The following is a 16,476-nucleotide window of genomic DNA, read 5'->3' on the forward strand; positions in this document are numbered from 1 at the left end:
AGTTACTGTTAGGACACTTAATGACATCACTTCTGCTGCCGACACTCGATACCGATGCCGAATTCGCTCGCATCACCGCCGCACTCACCCGGCGAGGTTTCCTCGGGGCCGGTGCCTTAGCCGGGATCGGATTGCTTACCGCCTGCGGAACCAGTTCGGGCGAAACGGACGAGGGCGAGACGCGCACGATCACCACCGTCAACGGCCAGGTGGAGGTACCCGTTAATCCGCAGCGGGTGGTCAGCGCCGATTACTACACGGGCCCCGCGATGTTCGACGCCGGATTCACGCCTGTCGGATTACCGGTCGACTACGAGAACGCGGACGGTGTCCCGGAACCCTATGCGTCCGCGCTGCGGTCTCTCCCGAAGGTGGGACGCTGGTACGAGCCCAACGCCGAGGCGATAGCGGCTTTGTCTCCCGACTTGATCGTGATGACCAACCTCCTTTCGGAGAACAACCCGGATCTTTACGAGCAGATCCGGTCGATCGCACCGACCGCGGTTTTTGCCGAAGACGGCCAGTACGCGTGGAAGGAGCGTGCCCTCGGGGTCGCGGACGCACTCAACCAGAGTGCGAAAGTTCAGGAGTTGGCAGACCGGTACGAGGCGCGGATTGCCAAGTTCCGCAGCGACAACGCGGACGTGCTGAGCAAGGTGAAGGTCGTCTACACCACGTACTTCGAGGAGAGCGGCTTCTCGCTGTACTCGCCGACCAAGTATCAGACGACGGTCATCAGCGAGGCCGGGTTCCAGTTCAACGACCGCTCACTCGCAATTCCCGCCGGCAGCAACGAGTGGTTCCCGAAGGAGCAGTTGGAGTTACTCGACGAGGCCGACGTCATCATCACCAACAGTGGTAAGGGTCCGATCAACGAGAAGTTGGCGAACGACACCATCTTCCAGCGTCTGCGCGCCGTCAAGAACGATCAGGTGTACTCGTTCGACTACGAGGGCGTCGCCTCATTCGGTTGGGCGCTTACCTTCCTCGAGCAGTTCCAGCCGATCGCTCAGGAGATCAGAGCCAAGCTCTGAAGGAGGCTTCGGATGGGTGCGCTTCCAGACCATCCGGGCCAGCGCACCCACCACGGACATTGCCAGGACAACTCCGCCGCCGATGATGCCGGCGGACGAGTCCGGGAAGATACCTTCGAGCAGCAGCCAGACACCGAAGACGAAGAACAGCACCGCGGCACCGATCTTGATGAATCCCTCCGGGAGGTGCTTGCCCAGCACCGAGCCGACGATGATGGCGAGAGCGTCGGCCGCCACCATGCCGACGGTCGATCCGATCCAGATGCCGATCCAGTCGTTGTCGGTCGCAAGGGTGATGGTGGCGAGCATGGTCTTGTCGCCGAGTTCTGCCAGGAAGAAGGCCGACGCGACGGCGATGAAGACGGAGCGTGTGACGCGTCCGGCCTTGTTCTGCTCGTCCTCGGTGAGATCGTCACCGCGCAGGGTCCAGAGGCCGAAGACCAGGAAGGCGATACCGCCGACGATGGAAATTGCCGCCGTGGGCAGTGCGACGCCCAGGTAGTGGCCGACAGCCACTGACACCAGGTGAACAAGGGTGGTGGCTACGGTGATTCCGCCGAGAACAACCCACCAGCGATAGCGCAGGGCAAATGTCATTGCCATCAGCTGGGATTTGTCGCCGAGTTCGGCGACGAAGATGACGCCGAAGCTCAAAAGTATTGCGGCTAGCAAGATTAACTCCTCCGGTCCGTATCGGTCGGAGGAAATATGGGGCCTCCGGCCTGGACAGACGCAACGGGTGCGTTTGTCCGGCCGAAGGTCTCGCCCACCGAGGTCAGAAACCTTCGGTTCGCCAGGCCGGGCGCTTCGCGATCCGCACCAGGCGGAACGCGTCGAACCAGTATGTCGACACAGGCGATTGGGGGCTACTCCCCTTCGTCGTTACCGAGGTTAGCCTGCGTTTCGCGAATTGGCAAAGCGCACAGCAAGTTTGGGAGCCCGAACTTATCGCTTACCGTTACCGTCAGCAGGCGAGGAGCATTGCCAAAACCGCGGTGTCGGGATCGCTGATCGGATCGATGCCTACCCGGCTGATCATCGAGACGACCGTCCCGTCGGCCTCGGCTTCCACCCAGGCCGCGCGATGGTCCAAGCCGAGGTACGGCAGTCCGGGAAGCAGGACACACCCAGAGGCGCTGCCCTCACATTCCGGCAGGCTGGGAGTCGTTTCGGAGGGTGGGTGCAGCATGATCAGCGCCGGCGGTTGATGCTCGGAAAAACGCCCAGGTGGCAGAGCAAAATCTCCGAGAACCGGACCTTCGGCCATCACCAATCCCACAGTGCCCGGTTGTGGATCGTCCGGGACGTCCTCGCGCACGCCGAAAACCGTCGAGGTGGGCAACAGACCGGGGAGTGACGCGACCCGCACAGCCAATGCGAGCAGTTGCGCCCATTCTTTGGTGGTGTCGGGCCAACGCCCCGAAATGACAAAACCCTGCAACGCTCCGGCTGACTGGAACGGTGAGATGCCTATCGCTTCATTTCTATTCATCTCTGTTCCTCCCCGAGGTGATGACAGGTAAGTCCGGCACACGTCGTTGGGTAGCTAAAATATGCGCCTAAACACTGCTGGCACACAAGAGTAGGAGAGTGCCAGCGGTGATGAGCGCAGGTGCCGGCGGTGGTTTGCGCAGGTGAGAGCGGTGGTATCCATCACGCATGACTGCCTCGAAGCGCTCGTCGTTGGATGATTTGGCAACGCAGGCCTGGATATTCGGATATCCACTGTTGATCGCGGCGGTCTCACGGGACGTGATGACGGCAACGGCGACGCCGCAGGGCATGAAAGCGCCGCTCAACCAGTTTGCGTACGCGCGGGAAACCCCGGATGCGTCGTTCACGGATGTGGTCTCGCCCAACGCGGACACTCTCTACTCGTCGGCGTGGTTGGACCTGCGGACCGAACCGCAGGTCCTGACGTTGCCGGACTTCGGGACGAGGTACTGGCTGGTCCCGATTCTCGACGCGTGGAGCGATGTCTTCACCGTGCCCGGTTCGCGCACAGTAGGCCGCACCGGTGGACCGTACGTCGTGGCGGGTCCGACATGGAAAGGCGAAGTGCCGCGGGGTACGACGCTTCTCCGCTCGCCGACGGCGATGAATTGGATAGTGGCGCGCTACGCCACATCGGGCGGCACCGACCTCGCCGCAGTACACACGTTGCAGGACGGAACCCGGCTGACACCACTGTCGCAGTGGACGGACAACAAGGCGGGATACACGGCGCCCGAAGGCTCGCTCGACCCGACAGTCGATACGTTCACACCCCCGGTCGACCAGGTTGCCGCGATGGACGGACAGGCGTTCTTCACCGCACTCGACGCGCTACTCGACGACAATCCACCGCGTCCCGAGGATTCCGAGATCATGAAGCAGCTCGGCGACATAGGAATCGGCTCGGGACTCGCGTGGGCGTCGCGGCCACCCGAAGTGCGCGACGCATTGGACCGCGCCGCACGCAGCGGCATGGACCTGCTGCACACGATCGCGGCCGACGCCGAAAGTTCCCCGAAGAACGGCTGGACCATGCACCGCGGGTTGGGGCACTACGGAACGCACTATGCGCAGCGGGCTTTGATCGTATGGCTGGGATTCGGCGCGAACCTCGACGCGGACGCCGTGTACCCGCATGCCACCACCGACATCGACGGCAACGCCCTGACCGGGGAGAAGAACTACGTCCTGCACTTCGACGAGGACGAGCTTCCGCCGGTCGAAGGTTTCTGGTCGCTCACAATGATGAACGAGCGACAGTTCTTCGTGGACAATCCGATTGATCGATACGCCATCGGTGACCGAAGTGACCTGGGGTTCGAGGACGACGGCTCCCTGAATATCTACATTCAGCACGAGTCTCCAGGCGGCTCGAAGGAAAAGAACTGGTTACCCAGCCCGGCAGACGGATTCAACGTATTCTTGCGACTGTATTGGCCCAAGGCTTCGGTGCTCTCGGGATCGTGGACGGCACCGGGTATTCGTCCGACGAACTGAAATGCTCGGAGGCTACTGATGGTCGCAACGAACCCGTTTGTGTTGTACGGCAAAGAGATCTGGTGGATGATCCTGGTCCGCGGAATCTTCGGCGTGATTTTCGGAATCATCGCCCTCGTGTGGCCGGGAATAACCGTGGTGGCCTTGGTCTTCGTTTTCGGTATCTACTCCATCGTGGACGGCGTGGTCACGCTGGTGCGGGCAATCCGCGACCGAGCGCATCTCAGTTCATGGGGATGGTTCGTCTTCACTGGCGTGGTCTCGGTGGCAGCCGGTGTTGTCGCATTGGTATGGCCCGGAATCACTGCGGTGGTACTGCTGTACATCATCGCGTTCTACGCCATCCTGTTCGGAATCCTCGGCGTGGTCGGATCTTTCAAGCTCAAGGGCTTGTCGGGCTCCGGGTGGGGATGGCTACTCGCCGCGTCGGTGCTGGCCGTGATCTTCGGAATAATCCTGCTCATCTTCCCTGGTGAAGGCATCATCGGGTTGACCTGGTTGCTTGGTTGGTACGCAATATTCTTCGGCATTCTGATGATCGTCGGTGCGTTCCAGATCAGGAGTCGGGCAAAGGAAGCTGGTGTTCTCTAAGCGGGCTCCCGCTCCTGTTCCCGTCCCCGCCCCGGCACCGACTGTCACAGGCAGCGAACATTGGTCGATTCCGCGCGGGCTGATCGTGCTGCTCGGCGCTGCCGCAACAGTGGTCGCGGTTGCCGGGATGAAGGGCTTCAGTGGAATTCTCGGTCCTGTATTTCTGGCCTTGATGCTGACCGTTGCCGTTCAGCCGATTCAGGATTGGGCGCAGAAGCACGGCTGGCCGAAGTGGCTCGGCATGCTTGGCGCCCTGGTCACGGTGTATTTGATCCTGATCGGCTTGGCCGCGTCGTTGGTTGTCTCGACTGCTCAATTGGCCACGATCCTGCCGGAGTACTCAGACAAGATGGGTGCGCTCCTGGACGAGGCTCGAAGTAGTCTGGCTAGCTTCGGAGTTGATACCGAGCAGATCCAAAACACGGTCAGCAGTATCGATCTCACCAAGGTTTTGGGAGTGGTCGAGACAGCTCTCGAGGGCCTCCTCGGAGTGTTCTCGGACCTCGTGTTCATTTTGGCGCTACTGCTGTTCATGGCCTTCGACGGCATGAGTATCCGGTCGAGGCTGCATATCCTGGCCGAGGAGCGCCCTGAAATCTCTTACGCTCTTTCCACTTTTGCCAAGGGAACCCGCAAGTACCTGGTGGTGTCCACCGTCTTCGGTCTGATCGTCGCGGTGCTGGACGGCGGGGCACTGTGGTTGATGGGGATACCCTTGCCGATTCTGTGGGCGTTGTTGTCGTTCATCACCAACTACATCCCGAACATCGGATTTGTGATCGGTGTGATCCCGCCGGCACTGCTCGGACTCCTCGAGGGCGGACCATGGTTGATGGTGTGGGTGATCGTCGTGTACTCCGTGATCAACTTCGTCATCCAGTCCATTATCCAACCCAAGTTTGTCGGTGACGCCGTTGGTCTGTCGGTGACGATGACCTTCCTCTCGCTCATCTTCTGGTCGTGGGTGTTGGGCGCGCTCGGTGCGCTGCTGGCTATTCCGCTCTCACTCCTGGTGAAAGCCGTCCTGCTCGACATCGATCCGTCTACCCGGTGGGCCGACATCTTGATCAGTGGTCCGAAAGAGGTGAGCAAAACGGCTGGGCCGACAGAGGAACCGGAAGGGAACGACAAGCCGCCCGAAGATCCGGTGATCGTCGGCTGAGGTAACTCTCAGTATTTCTACAAGATCGCCATCTATCGTCTCGGCCATGAGCACCGCGAACAACACCGAAAACACCCACCGCCAGCCGTCGCTACTTGGTCGACGGCTGGCGGTGGGTGGTTTGGCAGCTGTTGTGGTGGGTGCGGTGGCCGGTACGGGCTGGGTGTGGTTCTCGGGCAGCGAGAACAACTCGCGGGCAGTTGCGATAGTCAACACCGATGCCGGAACCATGCTGGACGGCGAGGAACTGCGCGCCGGTGACACACTGGTCGAGACACTGAGCGCGAGTGAAGACTTCGACTTCCACGTCGTGGACAGCCCCGGCGGTAACTACTTTGCGACTCTCACCGTGCCCGAGAATTTCAGTGAGTCGGTTGCCTCGATGCTGGGCCCGGAGCCGCAGCAGGCAAGTATCGACCTCGACGTTCAGGGCGCAGACGGAGCGCAGGCGGTGGCACTGACCAGCGCGGTGTCGGCGCAGGTCAGTGCCGACGGTATCAAGGGTTTGATGTCCCAGACGTCCGCCGCCCGTCGAGCATTCGATCAGAATCTTGTGACCGCGCAGATGCTGGTAGCGGGAACAGCGGGCGCCGAGAAGTCGATCGACCAGGTGAAGGCCGGGGCAGACACGATCCTGCCGTACCTGGAAACAGCGCGCGCGGGTTCGTTGCAGTTGACGAGTGTCGCGGAGCAGGTTTCCGGCGTCGTAGATCAGGCTGCCGGGTCGGCGGAGGAATTGGCCACGCGCGCAGACTCGCTCGGCTTGACGTTGGGTGAGGCGTCGTCGTCCACCGCAGATCTCAAGTCGCGCATCGACTCGCTGACCGGTGCGTTGAGCGGATTGCCGGTGCCGCAGGATATTACGGCGCAATTGGCGAGCGTGAGTACCGACTTGGGTGCCGTGACTGCGCAATTGAACGCGGTACCGTCGATGTTGGGTGGGTCGGTGGGCCCCGATACGGCGCTCGGCGATTTGGTGCGTACTGCCGTCGGCCAATTGCAGGGTGCCAGTGCGCAATTGAACAGCGCTGCCGGTCAATTGAGTGATGGATTGATTCCGATCGCAGACCAAGCTCCGCAGATGCTCGAAGATGTGACGACTCAGATCACTCAGGGGTTCGGGACTCTCAAGTCGGTTGCGACGTCGTTGGTGACCGGGTTGGACACCGCAAAATCCGGGCTGCCGGCGTTGACCACTCCGCAGCAGGTTCAACTGATGTCGGTGCTGTCCGATCCTGTGGCGGTGAATCAAACGCCTGCGCCGGGAAGTGGATCGGATTCGCGCACAATCGCTTTGGTGTTCGGCGTGGCGACAGCCCTTCTTGCTGGTGCCTTGCTGACGCAAACGGCGGCGCCCCTGGTGAAGGAGCGCCGCCGCATAGAGCTAGGAGAACGTGATTAGACGATCAGGCCTGCGGTCTGCGTACGAGCGCGCTCGAAGCGTGCCGTGACGTCGTTCCAGTTCACGATGTTCCAGAATGCCTTGACGTAGTCGCCCTTGACGTTCTGGTAATCGAGGTAGAAAGCGTGCTCCCACATGTCCAGCATCAGCAGCGGCGTGAGGCCGATGGAGATGTTGCCCTGCTGATCGTAGAGCTGGACGATGACGAGGCGTGCGCCGATGGAATCCCACGCGAGGATGGACCAGCCGGAGCCCTGGATGGCGTTGGCGTTCGCGGAGAAGTGTGCGCGGAAGAGATCGAACGAACCGAAGTTGTCGTCGATCGCTGCGGCGAGTTCGCCTTCGGGCTTGTCGCCACCGTCAGCGCTGAGGTTGTTCCAGAAAACGGTGTGGTTGGTGTGGCCACCGAGGTGGAAAGCCAGGTTCTTCTCGAGCAGGTTGGCCTGCGCGGCGATGGTGTCGTTCTCGCGAGCCTCGGCCAGCTTCTCGAGTGCAGCGTTGGCGCCGGCGACGTATGCCGCGTGGTGCTTGTCGTGGTGCAGCTCCATGATCTTGCCCGAGATGTGCGGCTCGAGGGCTGCGTAGTCGTAGGGGAGTTCCGGCAGCGTGTAAACAGACACGAGGGTCCCTTCTTTGCGGGCTCCGTGAGCCCTGCTTCTTCGAGAGTATGGTGCTTGGATTGCGGATCAATCTTGGGTATCCACCCAATAACATTCGTACACGGTCTGCAACAGTTCAGCTCAGGTAGTCATTCCCTGACAATAAAGTTCGGGTAACCGAAAACTGCGTGATCTCGGACATTGGGGCATCCGGAAATTCGTCGTAAAGGTGAACGGAACCTTAAACTTGCTCGATGCCCGCACCAGTTTTTCTCCCGGAGTCATCAGAGGCGGCACCGCCTCGGGTGTACCTTCCGGGCGCTGACCTGCTGCGCGCACTCGCTGTTGCGGCGGTGATCTACTCCCACATCTCGTTCTACGTCATCGACGATCTCGGCTCCGGTTGGTGGCTGATCGACGTCGTGTACGGCGCCTTGATCGAACCGGCTCAGCTAAATCAGCACCTGTCTTTTGTCGGAGTCGCGACGTTCATGATGTTGACCGGCGCCCTGGTGACTCGGTCCGCGATACGTGATCGGCCGGGCAAATTCCTGACCAACAGATTGAGTCGACTGGTACCGGCATTCTGGGTGGCAATTGCGATTGCCATCCTGTTGGTTCGTCTCGGTATCAACGGCATGTTCAGTGGCCAGGACGGTATTTCGAATACCCAGGCGCTGATGAGTTTCTTCCTCGGCGGGTTCTTTCTCACGCCCGAAGTGGCTGTTCTCGGTGTGACCTGGACGTTGACCGTCCAATTCCTGTTCTACCTTGCCTGCGTGGCGATGCGGCCGATTCTGCGCATGCGGCCGGTCATCATGCCGCTCGGCGGGGCAGCGCTGTGTTCGCTGGTGTTGCTCTACAACATTTACGCCCCGATGCCGTACACCGTTCCGATGCTCTCGAAGATCGCGGCGACACTCCCGGCGGTTTTCCTCGGACAGATCATGTACCTCGCGTGGGCGCGGCTGGCCCCGGGGCGATGGCTGATCGTCGCCGTTCTGGCGCAGATTCACGTGATCCTCGTGGCCACCGAGTTCCGCGTCTACTGGGCCGGTGAGAACTATTTGTGGACCATCACCGTCGTAGCCGCCGCGGTGGTCCTCATCGGCCGCTACGACGGCGGCCCGACGCGCTGGGCGTTCGTGAAGTGGTTGTCGACGCGGAGCTACATCATCTACCTCGTCCACACGCTGATTCTGTATCGCGTCGTCGAGAACACGACGCCGCACGTCGGGCCGACGCTCGCCTTCGGCCTCTTTCTTGTTGTCACGGCGGTCGTCGCGGAATTCGGATATCGCTGGGTCGAACTGCCCGGTGCGCGGGCCATCACGGCATGGCGGAACAAGCGCTCACGCGTAGAATCAAAGAATGAGCTGGTACGACGACATTCTGGGGCGAGCGTCCGCACAATCCACCCTGATCAGTCCGCAGGACGCACTGCCAGGACGTGAGACCGCGATGCCAGTGCCTGCCGCGCATTACGTGAACGGGCATCCGCTGACGCCGCCGTTCCCCGAGGGGATGCAGACCGTCGTCGTCGGTATGGGTTGTTTCTGGGGTGCGGAGAAGGAGTTCTGGCAGCTTCCGGGCGTCTACAGCACCGCTGCCGGATATGCGGGCGGATACACCCCCAATCCCACGTACGAGGAAACCTGCTCGGGACGCACCGGGCACACCGAGGTAGTGCTCGTCGTCTTTGATCCGGCCGTCATTTCGTACGAGCAGATCCTGGCTCATTTCTGGGAAAACCACGATCCGACGCAGGGGATGCGTCAAGGAAACGACCAAGGTTCGCAGTATCGATCCGCGATTTTCACGACTTCCGAAGATCAGGAACAGATCGCGCACGCATCTGCACTTGCATTCGGCAAACGATTGACTGACGCCGGTTATGGCGCAATTACGACGGAAATAGGTCCGCTGCGTGATTTCTTCTATGCCGAGGACTATCACCAGCAATATCTTGCAAAAAACCCCGGCGGATATTGCCCAGTGCATGCCACGGGAGTCAGCTGCCCGGTAGGACTATTGCGCCAAGATCAGGTGCCGGCACAGACCGATATTCTTCCGCCTCACGAATAGTTGGTGTTGGAGGACACATGTGATTCCGATCGTTAATACTTGCAACTAGATCGAAATAAAGGGAATCTCGATAGTAAGAGTGTCTTGTCGAGAGAACTGAGCGCATCATGTCCGCTAGTACGCGAGCAACAGCGTCGTTGCTCCGACGCACCATTCACGTCGGCCACGACCCGATGGTCAGGCGTAGTGATCGCATCGAAGGATTCATGTCCTTCGGCTTGATCGTTCTTGCGATCCTGCTGGTGCCGTTTGCCATCTGGGCAGGCGGCGCTACGGCGGCAAGCCAGAATGCCCTGATCGCCGACCAGGCCAGGAGCACCCATTCCATCGCCGCCGTCACGACGGGCGACTCGGTCACGTCCAGTGTCGCGACCGCCGATTACATTCCTGCGAACACCGAAACAGCACCGGCTCAGTGGAACTGGAACGGGCAGGTTCATCGCGAAGACATCACCGTCGACGAGACCACGCCTGCCGGCACTTCCGTCGACATCTACGTCGACAACAACGGTGACAAAACCATTGCCCCGATCACGCAGAGCGCAGCTGACGTAGCCGCGGTTGTGACCGGAATCTTCACGTGGTTCAGCATCATGTCGCTGCTGACCATCGGTTTCATGCTGATTCGGGTATGGCTCGACCGTAGCCGCGACGCACAGTGGGACCGGGACCTGCGCGCATTCCTGGACGCGAACAGTTAGGGGCTTCGCCCCTGTGCGCCTTTTTGGTAGTGGGCGCTACCAAAAAGGCGCACAGGCCGAAGGCCTAGGCGATCTGCGGCATGACCTCGCTCGCCACCAGTTCGAGATGATCCAGATCGCTGAGATCAAGCGTCTGCAGGTACATACGCTCTGAACCGGCCTCGGCAAATGCTCCGAGTTTGTCCACCAGCTCCGACGGCGTTCCCGCCAAGCCGTTTTCACGCAGTTCGGCTACCTCGCGGCCGATGGCAGCAGCTCGCTTGGCGATTTCCGCCTCGTCACGTCCGCAGCACAAGACCAGTGCGTTGGAATACGTCAGCTCGTTCGGGTCCCGGTTGATATCGACACAGGCCTGACGAACGCGCCCGAAGATCTCCTTGGTGTCGCCCGCGGACTGGAACGGGATATTGAACTCACTGGCATACCGCGCCGCCAAAGCCGGTGTCTTCTTCTTACCGACGCCGCCCATCAGAATGGGCGGTCCGCCTGCCTGGTGCGGCTTCGGCATCGCCGGAGAATTCTTGATCTGCACGTGCTTGCCGTCGTAGTCGAACTGCTCGCCGACGGGAGTGCGCCACAAGCCCGTCACCACGTCGAGGGTTTCCTCGAGCAGTTCGAAGCGGTCCTTCAGCGCCGGGAACGGAATCCCGTACGCCTCATGCTCCTTTTCGTACCAGCCGGCGCCGATACCGAAGTCGACGCGGCCGCCACTCATCTGGTCCACCTGCGCGACGGAGATGGCAAGCGGGCCGGCGTACCGGAACGTTGCCGACGTCACGAGCGTGCCGAGGCGGATCGTCGACGTCTCGCGGGCAATGCCCGCAAGCGTGATCCACGCGTCGGTCGGTCCGGGAAGGCCGTCGGAATTCATGGCCAGATAGTGATCGGAACGGAAGAACGCTCCGTACCCGAGCTTTTCGGCCGTCTGGGCCACCGCGAGTAGTTGTTCGTAAGTAGCGCCCTGTTGGGGTTCGGTGAAGATACGTAGATCCATGCGCTCAACTCTGCCATTGCGGGTGCGTCAGGGCAGCGCGGGAACAACAACACCCACCTGTCCGGCGGCAAGGCACAGTGACAGTCCTGGGGTCCGCGGCGATACCTTGACGGTTGTGCCGTCGCCGACAACCTGCACGAATGCCGAGTGCAAGCCCTGCTTCACGGGAACGGAGACCGCGTCACCGGTGGTCAAGGACACGTCGATCGTTCCGTCTGCGCTCGCGAGATAGTTGAGCTGAACTGTCCAATCCCAGACGGCCAACGGTCCGTCCAACGTCAGTTCTGTCGGGCCGTCGACACGTGTTCCGCACTGCGGATCCGTGCCCTCGAGAATCCGTCGCGTGAACGTGACTTCGCCGTCGACGACAGTGCCGTTGTCGTTGATCAGTCGCAGAATCGGTGTACTGGAAGCAAATTCGGGTCGATCGGGCAGTGGGCCGAGTACCTGGGAAGCCATGTTGTTCGGGTTGGTGAAAGGAAGGAGAACCCAGATCGAGACCGGCTGATCGAGCAGCGGCGCATCCGTGTTCTGCGCCAACGACACCCGGGCATTCTGAAGATAGTCACGGGTTGGGCTTTCTCGCCAGACATTCACGAACGAGAATGTCGAGACCAGGGAACTGACGACAAACAGAACCGAAAGACCCACGGCAATAGCGCGGATCGGCACCGTGGTGTGGGAGTCGGTGTGGGAGTCGACGCGGGGTTCGACCCGGGGTGGCGCCGCGAAGTAGAGCGCAATTGCGAGAGCGAACACCGTGGCCGAATCCGTGAAATACCGCAGGGTCTGAGCCAATTCGTACGTCGTGCCCTCGGCGGTGCGGGTGACGGTCATCGCAGCAACCGACGCCAGAAAATACAGAGCAGCGCAGATCCAGATCCAGGCAGCGCCTTGTCGGGAGCGCACGGTGACCGCGAGTGCCGTCAGAAGCATGATCCAGGCGGCAATGACCAGGAACATCGGCGGATCGGCCCACGCGGGACCCGGAATCCATCGTTCCCACTGCCACGGCCCACCCAACAAAGTCGGGAGCATTCCCAAGGAAGTTCCGTGGTGCAGCAGGGCCGTGGACATGCTGCGACCGTTGCCCGTCACCGGCGATTCGACGGTGAACAGGTACACCGGAATCCAGATCGCGAGCACAACGGCGCACGGAATCCACAGCGCCTTGGCTTTTTTCGCAGCTGTGCGGATCGGCGACGCGTCGGACTGCGTGCGCAGGTACAAGACGAGGAACACGAGCGCCACAAACGGCACGAGTACCGACTTCTCGAAGAACAGCAACGAGACCACAAAAACTGCTGTCCCCGAGGCGGCATAGCGCCGTCGGCCGGTCCGCACGAGTTGTATCGCGTCGCCGCACACCCACGCGAGAGCAATCTGCAGAGGAAGCGCGTTGAGCGCCGCCGACCACCAGGCAAATGCCGGCAATGTGAGCGGGATGAACAGATAGCCGAGCAACGGAATCAGCAGCGCCGGACGCCATCCGAGCACCAGTCTGAGCGTGCGGAGCAGCGCGAGTGATGCCAACGCCTGACCGAGGACAAGCAGCATCACCGGAAGAGCCCACTGGTACGGGGCAATTCGCGTCACGAGGCCCGTCAGGAAGAAGGCTGCCGGCATGAAGTGACCGTCGTGGTCGTAGAGCAGCAGTTCGCTCGAGAAGAGGGGGAAGCGAGCTCCGCGTCCGATCAGGATGAGATCGTCCCAGTAGAAGTAGTTCTGCGATGCCACCCACGTTCGAATACCGAGTGCGATCGCGATCGACGCGAGTGCGATCGGCAAAACGTACCTGGCACTGGGCTTGGTCATCGGGAGAGTCATCGCCTGGCAATGCTGCCAGGTGCCGTCCCACAGTGCTGCCAGGTGCCGCGTGAACGGATTGTCCGGTGGACTCCGGCCGCGAATTCACAGGGAATTCGCCCGCTTGTCAAATTCATCCTCGAGCCTGTGCATCATTCGCTAACACCTGTCAGTAAACCCACAACCCATGAGCCCTGACCTGTGGATAAAGGTCTGTGGATTCATCCCAAGCTGGGGATGAACCTGTGGATAGTGTGGATAACTCGAGTTTTTCGGTGTCGCAGGTCACATTATCGGCACAAAGTTGTACCTGGAGATGAAGTTCAGGTTACGGAACAGCTCCGAAACCATTTGCTGCCGTTACCGATACGGCGTGACAGAATCGAGCGTGTGAACCAGCTACAGGTCTGCGCACGGTGCGCCGCACGATGGCCCGTCGTCGGTCCCGCGGGTAGATGGTGTCCCCGCTGCGGCGGTGTCCTCCTCATGCCGGTCCGCACCGACGTGTATCTGCCCCCTTCCCGTCGCGGCTTCCGGTGGATCGCCCGCAACCCCGGGGAACCACGTGGCGTCGGAGATCCCAACCCGCCGCGCGCCGACCCGTCGACGCCCCGCTACGACGCCGTCCCGACGTGGGGACTCACCGACGTCGTCGACACCAGCCCAGCCGAGGAGTCTCGCGCCGACCGGATGGCCGATCGCGTCGGCTCGTTGCTCACCATTGCGGCAGTCCTGTACGGACTGGCCGTCTTCGCGGAACTCGGCCGCTACACGATCCTGGTGTACAACCAGACCCGTCTGGTCCCACAACTGTTGTTGCGGCTGTCGGACGCCGCCGTCTACTTCACGCAACTCGGTGGGCTGCTTACGGCTGTCCTCGCCGCCGTGGCCGCGGTGTGTTGGCTGCTACGTGCGCGCCGCGACCTGTACGCGCGGGAAAAGCGCACTGATCCGCGCTCACGCGGTGAAATCCTGGTCGGCTGCGCCGTGCCGGTACTCAATCTCGTGATGCCGCCCCTATATCTACTCGAACTCGTGCGCCGCGACCCGCGTGGGAGCCGGCTCGTCAAGATCTGGTGGGGGTTCTGGGCGTTCAGTGGCTTCCTCCTTGTCGTGAACGCGTATTGGCGCTCGCGACCCGGCCTCCAGGCAATGGCCGACGGAGTGCTCCTCTCGGCCTTCATCGCGTTGATCGCCGCTGCCACCGCTGCGCTCCTGCTGGTGGTGATTCGGCGTATCGAGCACAAGGACTGGCGAGGCGAACCGGACACCGCGACCAGATGGGTGCCGGTTCCACGATCGGTGCTGGAAAATGCCGTGCCGGCGAGCTCGGTGCCTGAAAACGCCGTGCCGGAAAAAGCAGCCGCTCAGTGAGCCCGGATCGTCGAGGCCCGCTTGTCGTAGCCCATCGAGGCGCGTCGGCTGCGCGGCCGGAACACACGCTTGCCGCTTACGAGCTTGCCCTCGAAGAAGGGGCAGACGGGCTCGAGTGCGATGTCCGGCTCACCCGCGACGGCCACCTGGTCTGTGTCCACGACCGCAAGGTCGACCGCACGTCCAGCGGCACCGGCATCGTCAGCGAGATGACTCTCGATTCCCTGACCGCACTCGACTTCGGATCAACCGGCGAGCCCGCAGATCTGCTGACCCTGACCGAACTCATCACCTTGGCGCTGGATTTCTCGCGTCCGGTGAAACTGTTCATCGAAACCAAGCACCCCGTGCGGTACGGCGGACTGGTCGAAGCAAAGCTCCTCGCCGAACTGCACCGCTTCGGCATAGCGTCGCCGCCGTCCGCGGATCATTCCCGGGCCGTCGTGATGTCCTTCTCGGCCAGCGCGGTGTGGCGTGTGCGCCGAGCAGCCCCCCTTCTGCCGACGGTCCTTCTCGGCGACGCGTCGCGGTATCTCGGCGGCGGCGCATCGACGGCTGTTGGTGCGACGGCGATCGGCCCGTCCGTCAAGGCGCTGCGAGAGCATCCCGATCTTGTGGACCGAGCCGCTGCGGCCGGACGCGCTACCTACTGCTGGACCGTCGACGACAAGGCGGATGTGGACCTGTGCCGTGAGCTCGGGGTCAGTTGGGTGGCCACAAACCATCCCGGACGCACGAAGCAATGGCTGGGCAGTGCTTGATCGCGGGTGATCCCGTGTAGTTTTGCCCTCGTGGCTAAGAAGAGCAAGAGAAACAGTGGACCGAAGGTAGACAGTGGGCGCGCAGCGAAGCTCGCAGCCCGCCAAGCAGAGCGTGACGCCGCATCAGGCGCGGTCAACCGCCCGTTCGAAGGCCTCGCGGCAGAGTGCGACCTGGTTGCCATGCGCGAATTCGTTCCTTCGGCCACGGCTCCGCTGCCCGTCATCGGCTCGGATCGTCCCGTCACCGTCGCGACGGTTCTTCCCGGCGCTGTTGCCGCTCTCGTCCGCAACGAGGGTGAGACGGCAACCGGATTTGTCGGTGTTCAGGTTCAGGCTCACTCTGCAGATCTGGGCGCAGACCTCGCCGCATCCGTGACGTGGGTTGCCGACGCAGCCCCCGGCGACGCGCTCCCCGCTGCCGATCCCGCCGAGGACACCCCGGCAGTCACCGCTGTCGTCGCTCCCGCCGCACTGCTCGACATCACCGTCTACCAGGACTTCAACTGGTGGATCCCCGAAGGAACCGAAACGGATGCCCAGGTCAAGGCCACCGTTGAGCAGGCCAACGCGGCAATCATGCCGTCGGCTCGCCTCGAAGGTGACGGCCTCGTCGCAGCCTGGTGGGTAGACGCCGGAGAGAAGGCGCACCTGCGTTGGGTTCGCCCCGAAAGCGAAGACGATCTGATGCTTGCACTGGCTCGCGTTCACGCTGCCGGCGGACTGAACCTGGGTGAGGGTTCGCGTTACGCGGGATCCTTCCGCACCCACGGACTGCTGGTTCCGGTCTTCGACCTGGACCCCGAGAAGCACGCAAACGAGTGGGTTGCGGCAACGGTCGAGTTCGGCGATCGGCTGGCGCAGGCCCTGGCCGTCGACGCACCTTTGACGTCGGCGGAACTGCGTTCGCGCGACGGACTGCGTGGACGTCAGGTCACGCTGCGCTGATAGCGCTTCTATAGACGTTACGCGGGGTCAC

16 protein-coding genes are annotated in these 16,476 nt (G+C 61.9%); 11 read left to right on the forward strand and 5 right to left on the reverse strand.

What is annotated here, in order from left to right; translation table 11 throughout:
- Positions 1 to 20 precede the first annotated feature (20 nt).
- Complete coding sequence (locus C7T36_RS14470; RefSeq protein WP_045066252.1) at positions 21 to 1,034, forward strand: ABC transporter substrate-binding protein; 1,014 nt, start codon at positions 21 to 23, stop codon at positions 1,032 to 1,034.
- Here C7T36_RS14470 and C7T36_RS14475 read toward each other — a convergent pair.
- Together C7T36_RS14475 and C7T36_RS14480 are read right to left on the reverse strand one after the other, a co-directional pair.
- On the reverse strand, positions 963 to 1,706 hold the full coding sequence (locus C7T36_RS14475) for a TMEM165/GDT1 family protein (protein WP_045066254.1): 744 nt from the start codon (positions 1,704 to 1,706) through the stop codon (positions 963 to 965). The two genes, C7T36_RS14470 and C7T36_RS14475, sit on opposite strands and share 72 nt — an antisense overlap.
- Before the next feature lie 292 nt (positions 1,707 to 1,998).
- Positions 1,999 to 2,526, reverse strand: coding sequence for a hypothetical protein (locus C7T36_RS14480; RefSeq protein WP_033235199.1), 528 nt, complete (start codon positions 2,524 to 2,526; stop codon positions 1,999 to 2,001).
- A gap of 167 nt (positions 2,527 to 2,693) precedes the next feature.
- Between C7T36_RS14480 and C7T36_RS14485 the strand changes: the two genes are divergently transcribed.
- From C7T36_RS14485 to C7T36_RS14500, 4 genes are read left to right on the forward strand one after another with little or no spacing between them, the layout of a single operon-like run.
- The gene (locus C7T36_RS14485; RefSeq protein WP_033235198.1) at positions 2,694 to 4,025 is read left to right on the forward strand and encodes a DUF1254 domain-containing protein; all 1,332 of its coding nucleotides are present in this window, start codon (positions 2,694 to 2,696) and stop codon (positions 4,023 to 4,025) included.
- Between the two features lie 18 nt (positions 4,026 to 4,043).
- Complete coding sequence (locus C7T36_RS14490; protein WP_033235197.1) at positions 4,044 to 4,616, forward strand: HdeD family acid-resistance protein; 573 nt, start codon at positions 4,044 to 4,046, stop codon at positions 4,614 to 4,616.
- Entirely contained in the window at positions 4,606 to 5,778 is a 1,173-nt protein-coding gene (locus C7T36_RS14495) for an AI-2E family transporter (RefSeq protein ID WP_045066257.1), read from the forward strand. Before C7T36_RS14490 ends, C7T36_RS14495 begins: the two co-directional genes overlap by 11 nt.
- 46 nt (positions 5,779 to 5,824) lie before the next feature.
- Complete coding sequence (locus C7T36_RS14500) at positions 5,825 to 7,180, forward strand: membrane protein (RefSeq protein ID WP_045066259.1); 1,356 nt, start codon at positions 5,825 to 5,827, stop codon at positions 7,178 to 7,180.
- On the opposite strand, the gene C7T36_RS14505 is transcribed toward C7T36_RS14500, so the two are convergent.
- Positions 7,177 to 7,800: a superoxide dismutase gene (locus C7T36_RS14505; RefSeq protein WP_033235191.1), complete on the reverse strand. Its 624-nt coding sequence runs from the start codon at positions 7,798 to 7,800 to the stop codon at positions 7,177 to 7,179. The two genes, C7T36_RS14500 and C7T36_RS14505, sit on opposite strands and share 4 nt — an antisense overlap.
- A 233-nt stretch (positions 7,801 to 8,033) precedes the next feature.
- Between C7T36_RS14505 and C7T36_RS14510 the strand changes: the two genes are divergently transcribed.
- The 3 genes from C7T36_RS14510 to C7T36_RS14520 all read left to right on the forward strand — a co-directional run bounded on the left by C7T36_RS14510 (position 8,034) and on the right by C7T36_RS14520 (position 10,565).
- Positions 8,034 to 9,233 (forward strand): acyltransferase, encoded by a 1,200-nt coding sequence (locus C7T36_RS14510; protein WP_045066261.1) that lies wholly within the window; start codon positions 8,034 to 8,036, stop codon positions 9,231 to 9,233.
- Positions 9,151 to 9,864 carry a peptide-methionine (S)-S-oxide reductase MsrA gene (gene msrA, locus C7T36_RS14515; protein ID WP_045066262.1) on the forward strand — a complete coding sequence of 238 codons (714 nt, stop codon included), beginning with the start codon at positions 9,151 to 9,153 and terminating at the stop codon, positions 9,862 to 9,864. Before C7T36_RS14510 ends, msrA begins: the two co-directional genes overlap by 83 nt.
- 107 nt (positions 9,865 to 9,971) lie before the next feature.
- On the forward strand, positions 9,972 to 10,565 hold the full coding sequence (locus C7T36_RS14520) for a hypothetical protein (RefSeq protein ID WP_233364292.1): 594 nt from the start codon (positions 9,972 to 9,974) through the stop codon (positions 10,563 to 10,565).
- 64 nt (positions 10,566 to 10,629) lie between these two features.
- Here C7T36_RS14520 and C7T36_RS14525 read toward each other — a convergent pair whose 3' ends face one another.
- Positions 10,630 to 11,559, reverse strand: a complete 930-nt coding sequence (locus C7T36_RS14525) for an LLM class F420-dependent oxidoreductase (protein ID WP_045066264.1) — start codon at positions 11,557 to 11,559, stop codon at positions 10,630 to 10,632.
- Between the two features lie 27 nt (positions 11,560 to 11,586).
- A complete protein-coding gene (locus C7T36_RS14530; RefSeq protein WP_045066266.1) occupies positions 11,587 to 13,386 on the reverse strand; it encodes a membrane protein in 1,800 nt (599 codons plus the stop codon).
- A 465-nt stretch (positions 13,387 to 13,851) separates the two neighbouring features.
- On the opposite strand from C7T36_RS14530, the gene C7T36_RS14535 reads away from it, so the two are divergent.
- Genes C7T36_RS14535 through C7T36_RS14545 form a run of 3 tightly spaced genes read left to right on the forward strand, consistent with a single transcriptional unit; the run spans position 13,852 to position 16,445 of the window.
- Positions 13,852 to 14,739: a DUF4328 domain-containing protein gene (locus C7T36_RS14535; RefSeq protein WP_239654671.1), complete on the forward strand. Its 888-nt coding sequence runs from the start codon at positions 13,852 to 13,854 to the stop codon at positions 14,737 to 14,739.
- Entirely contained in the window at positions 14,736 to 15,500 is a 765-nt protein-coding gene (locus C7T36_RS14540; protein WP_045066271.1) for a glycerophosphodiester phosphodiesterase, read from the forward strand. The genes C7T36_RS14535 and C7T36_RS14540 overlap by 4 nt, the downstream gene beginning before the upstream one ends.
- A 30-nt stretch (positions 15,501 to 15,530) precedes the next feature.
- Entirely contained in the window at positions 15,531 to 16,445 is a 915-nt protein-coding gene (locus C7T36_RS14545) for a DUF5926 family protein (protein WP_045066838.1), read from the forward strand.
- The last annotated feature ends 31 nt before the right edge of the window (positions 16,446 to 16,476 follow it).

The sequence above is a fragment of the Rhodococcus sp. AD45-ID genome (assembly GCF_003023755.1).
Lineage (GTDB): Bacteria > Actinomycetota > Actinomycetes > Mycobacteriales > Mycobacteriaceae > Rhodococcus_F > Rhodococcus_F globerula.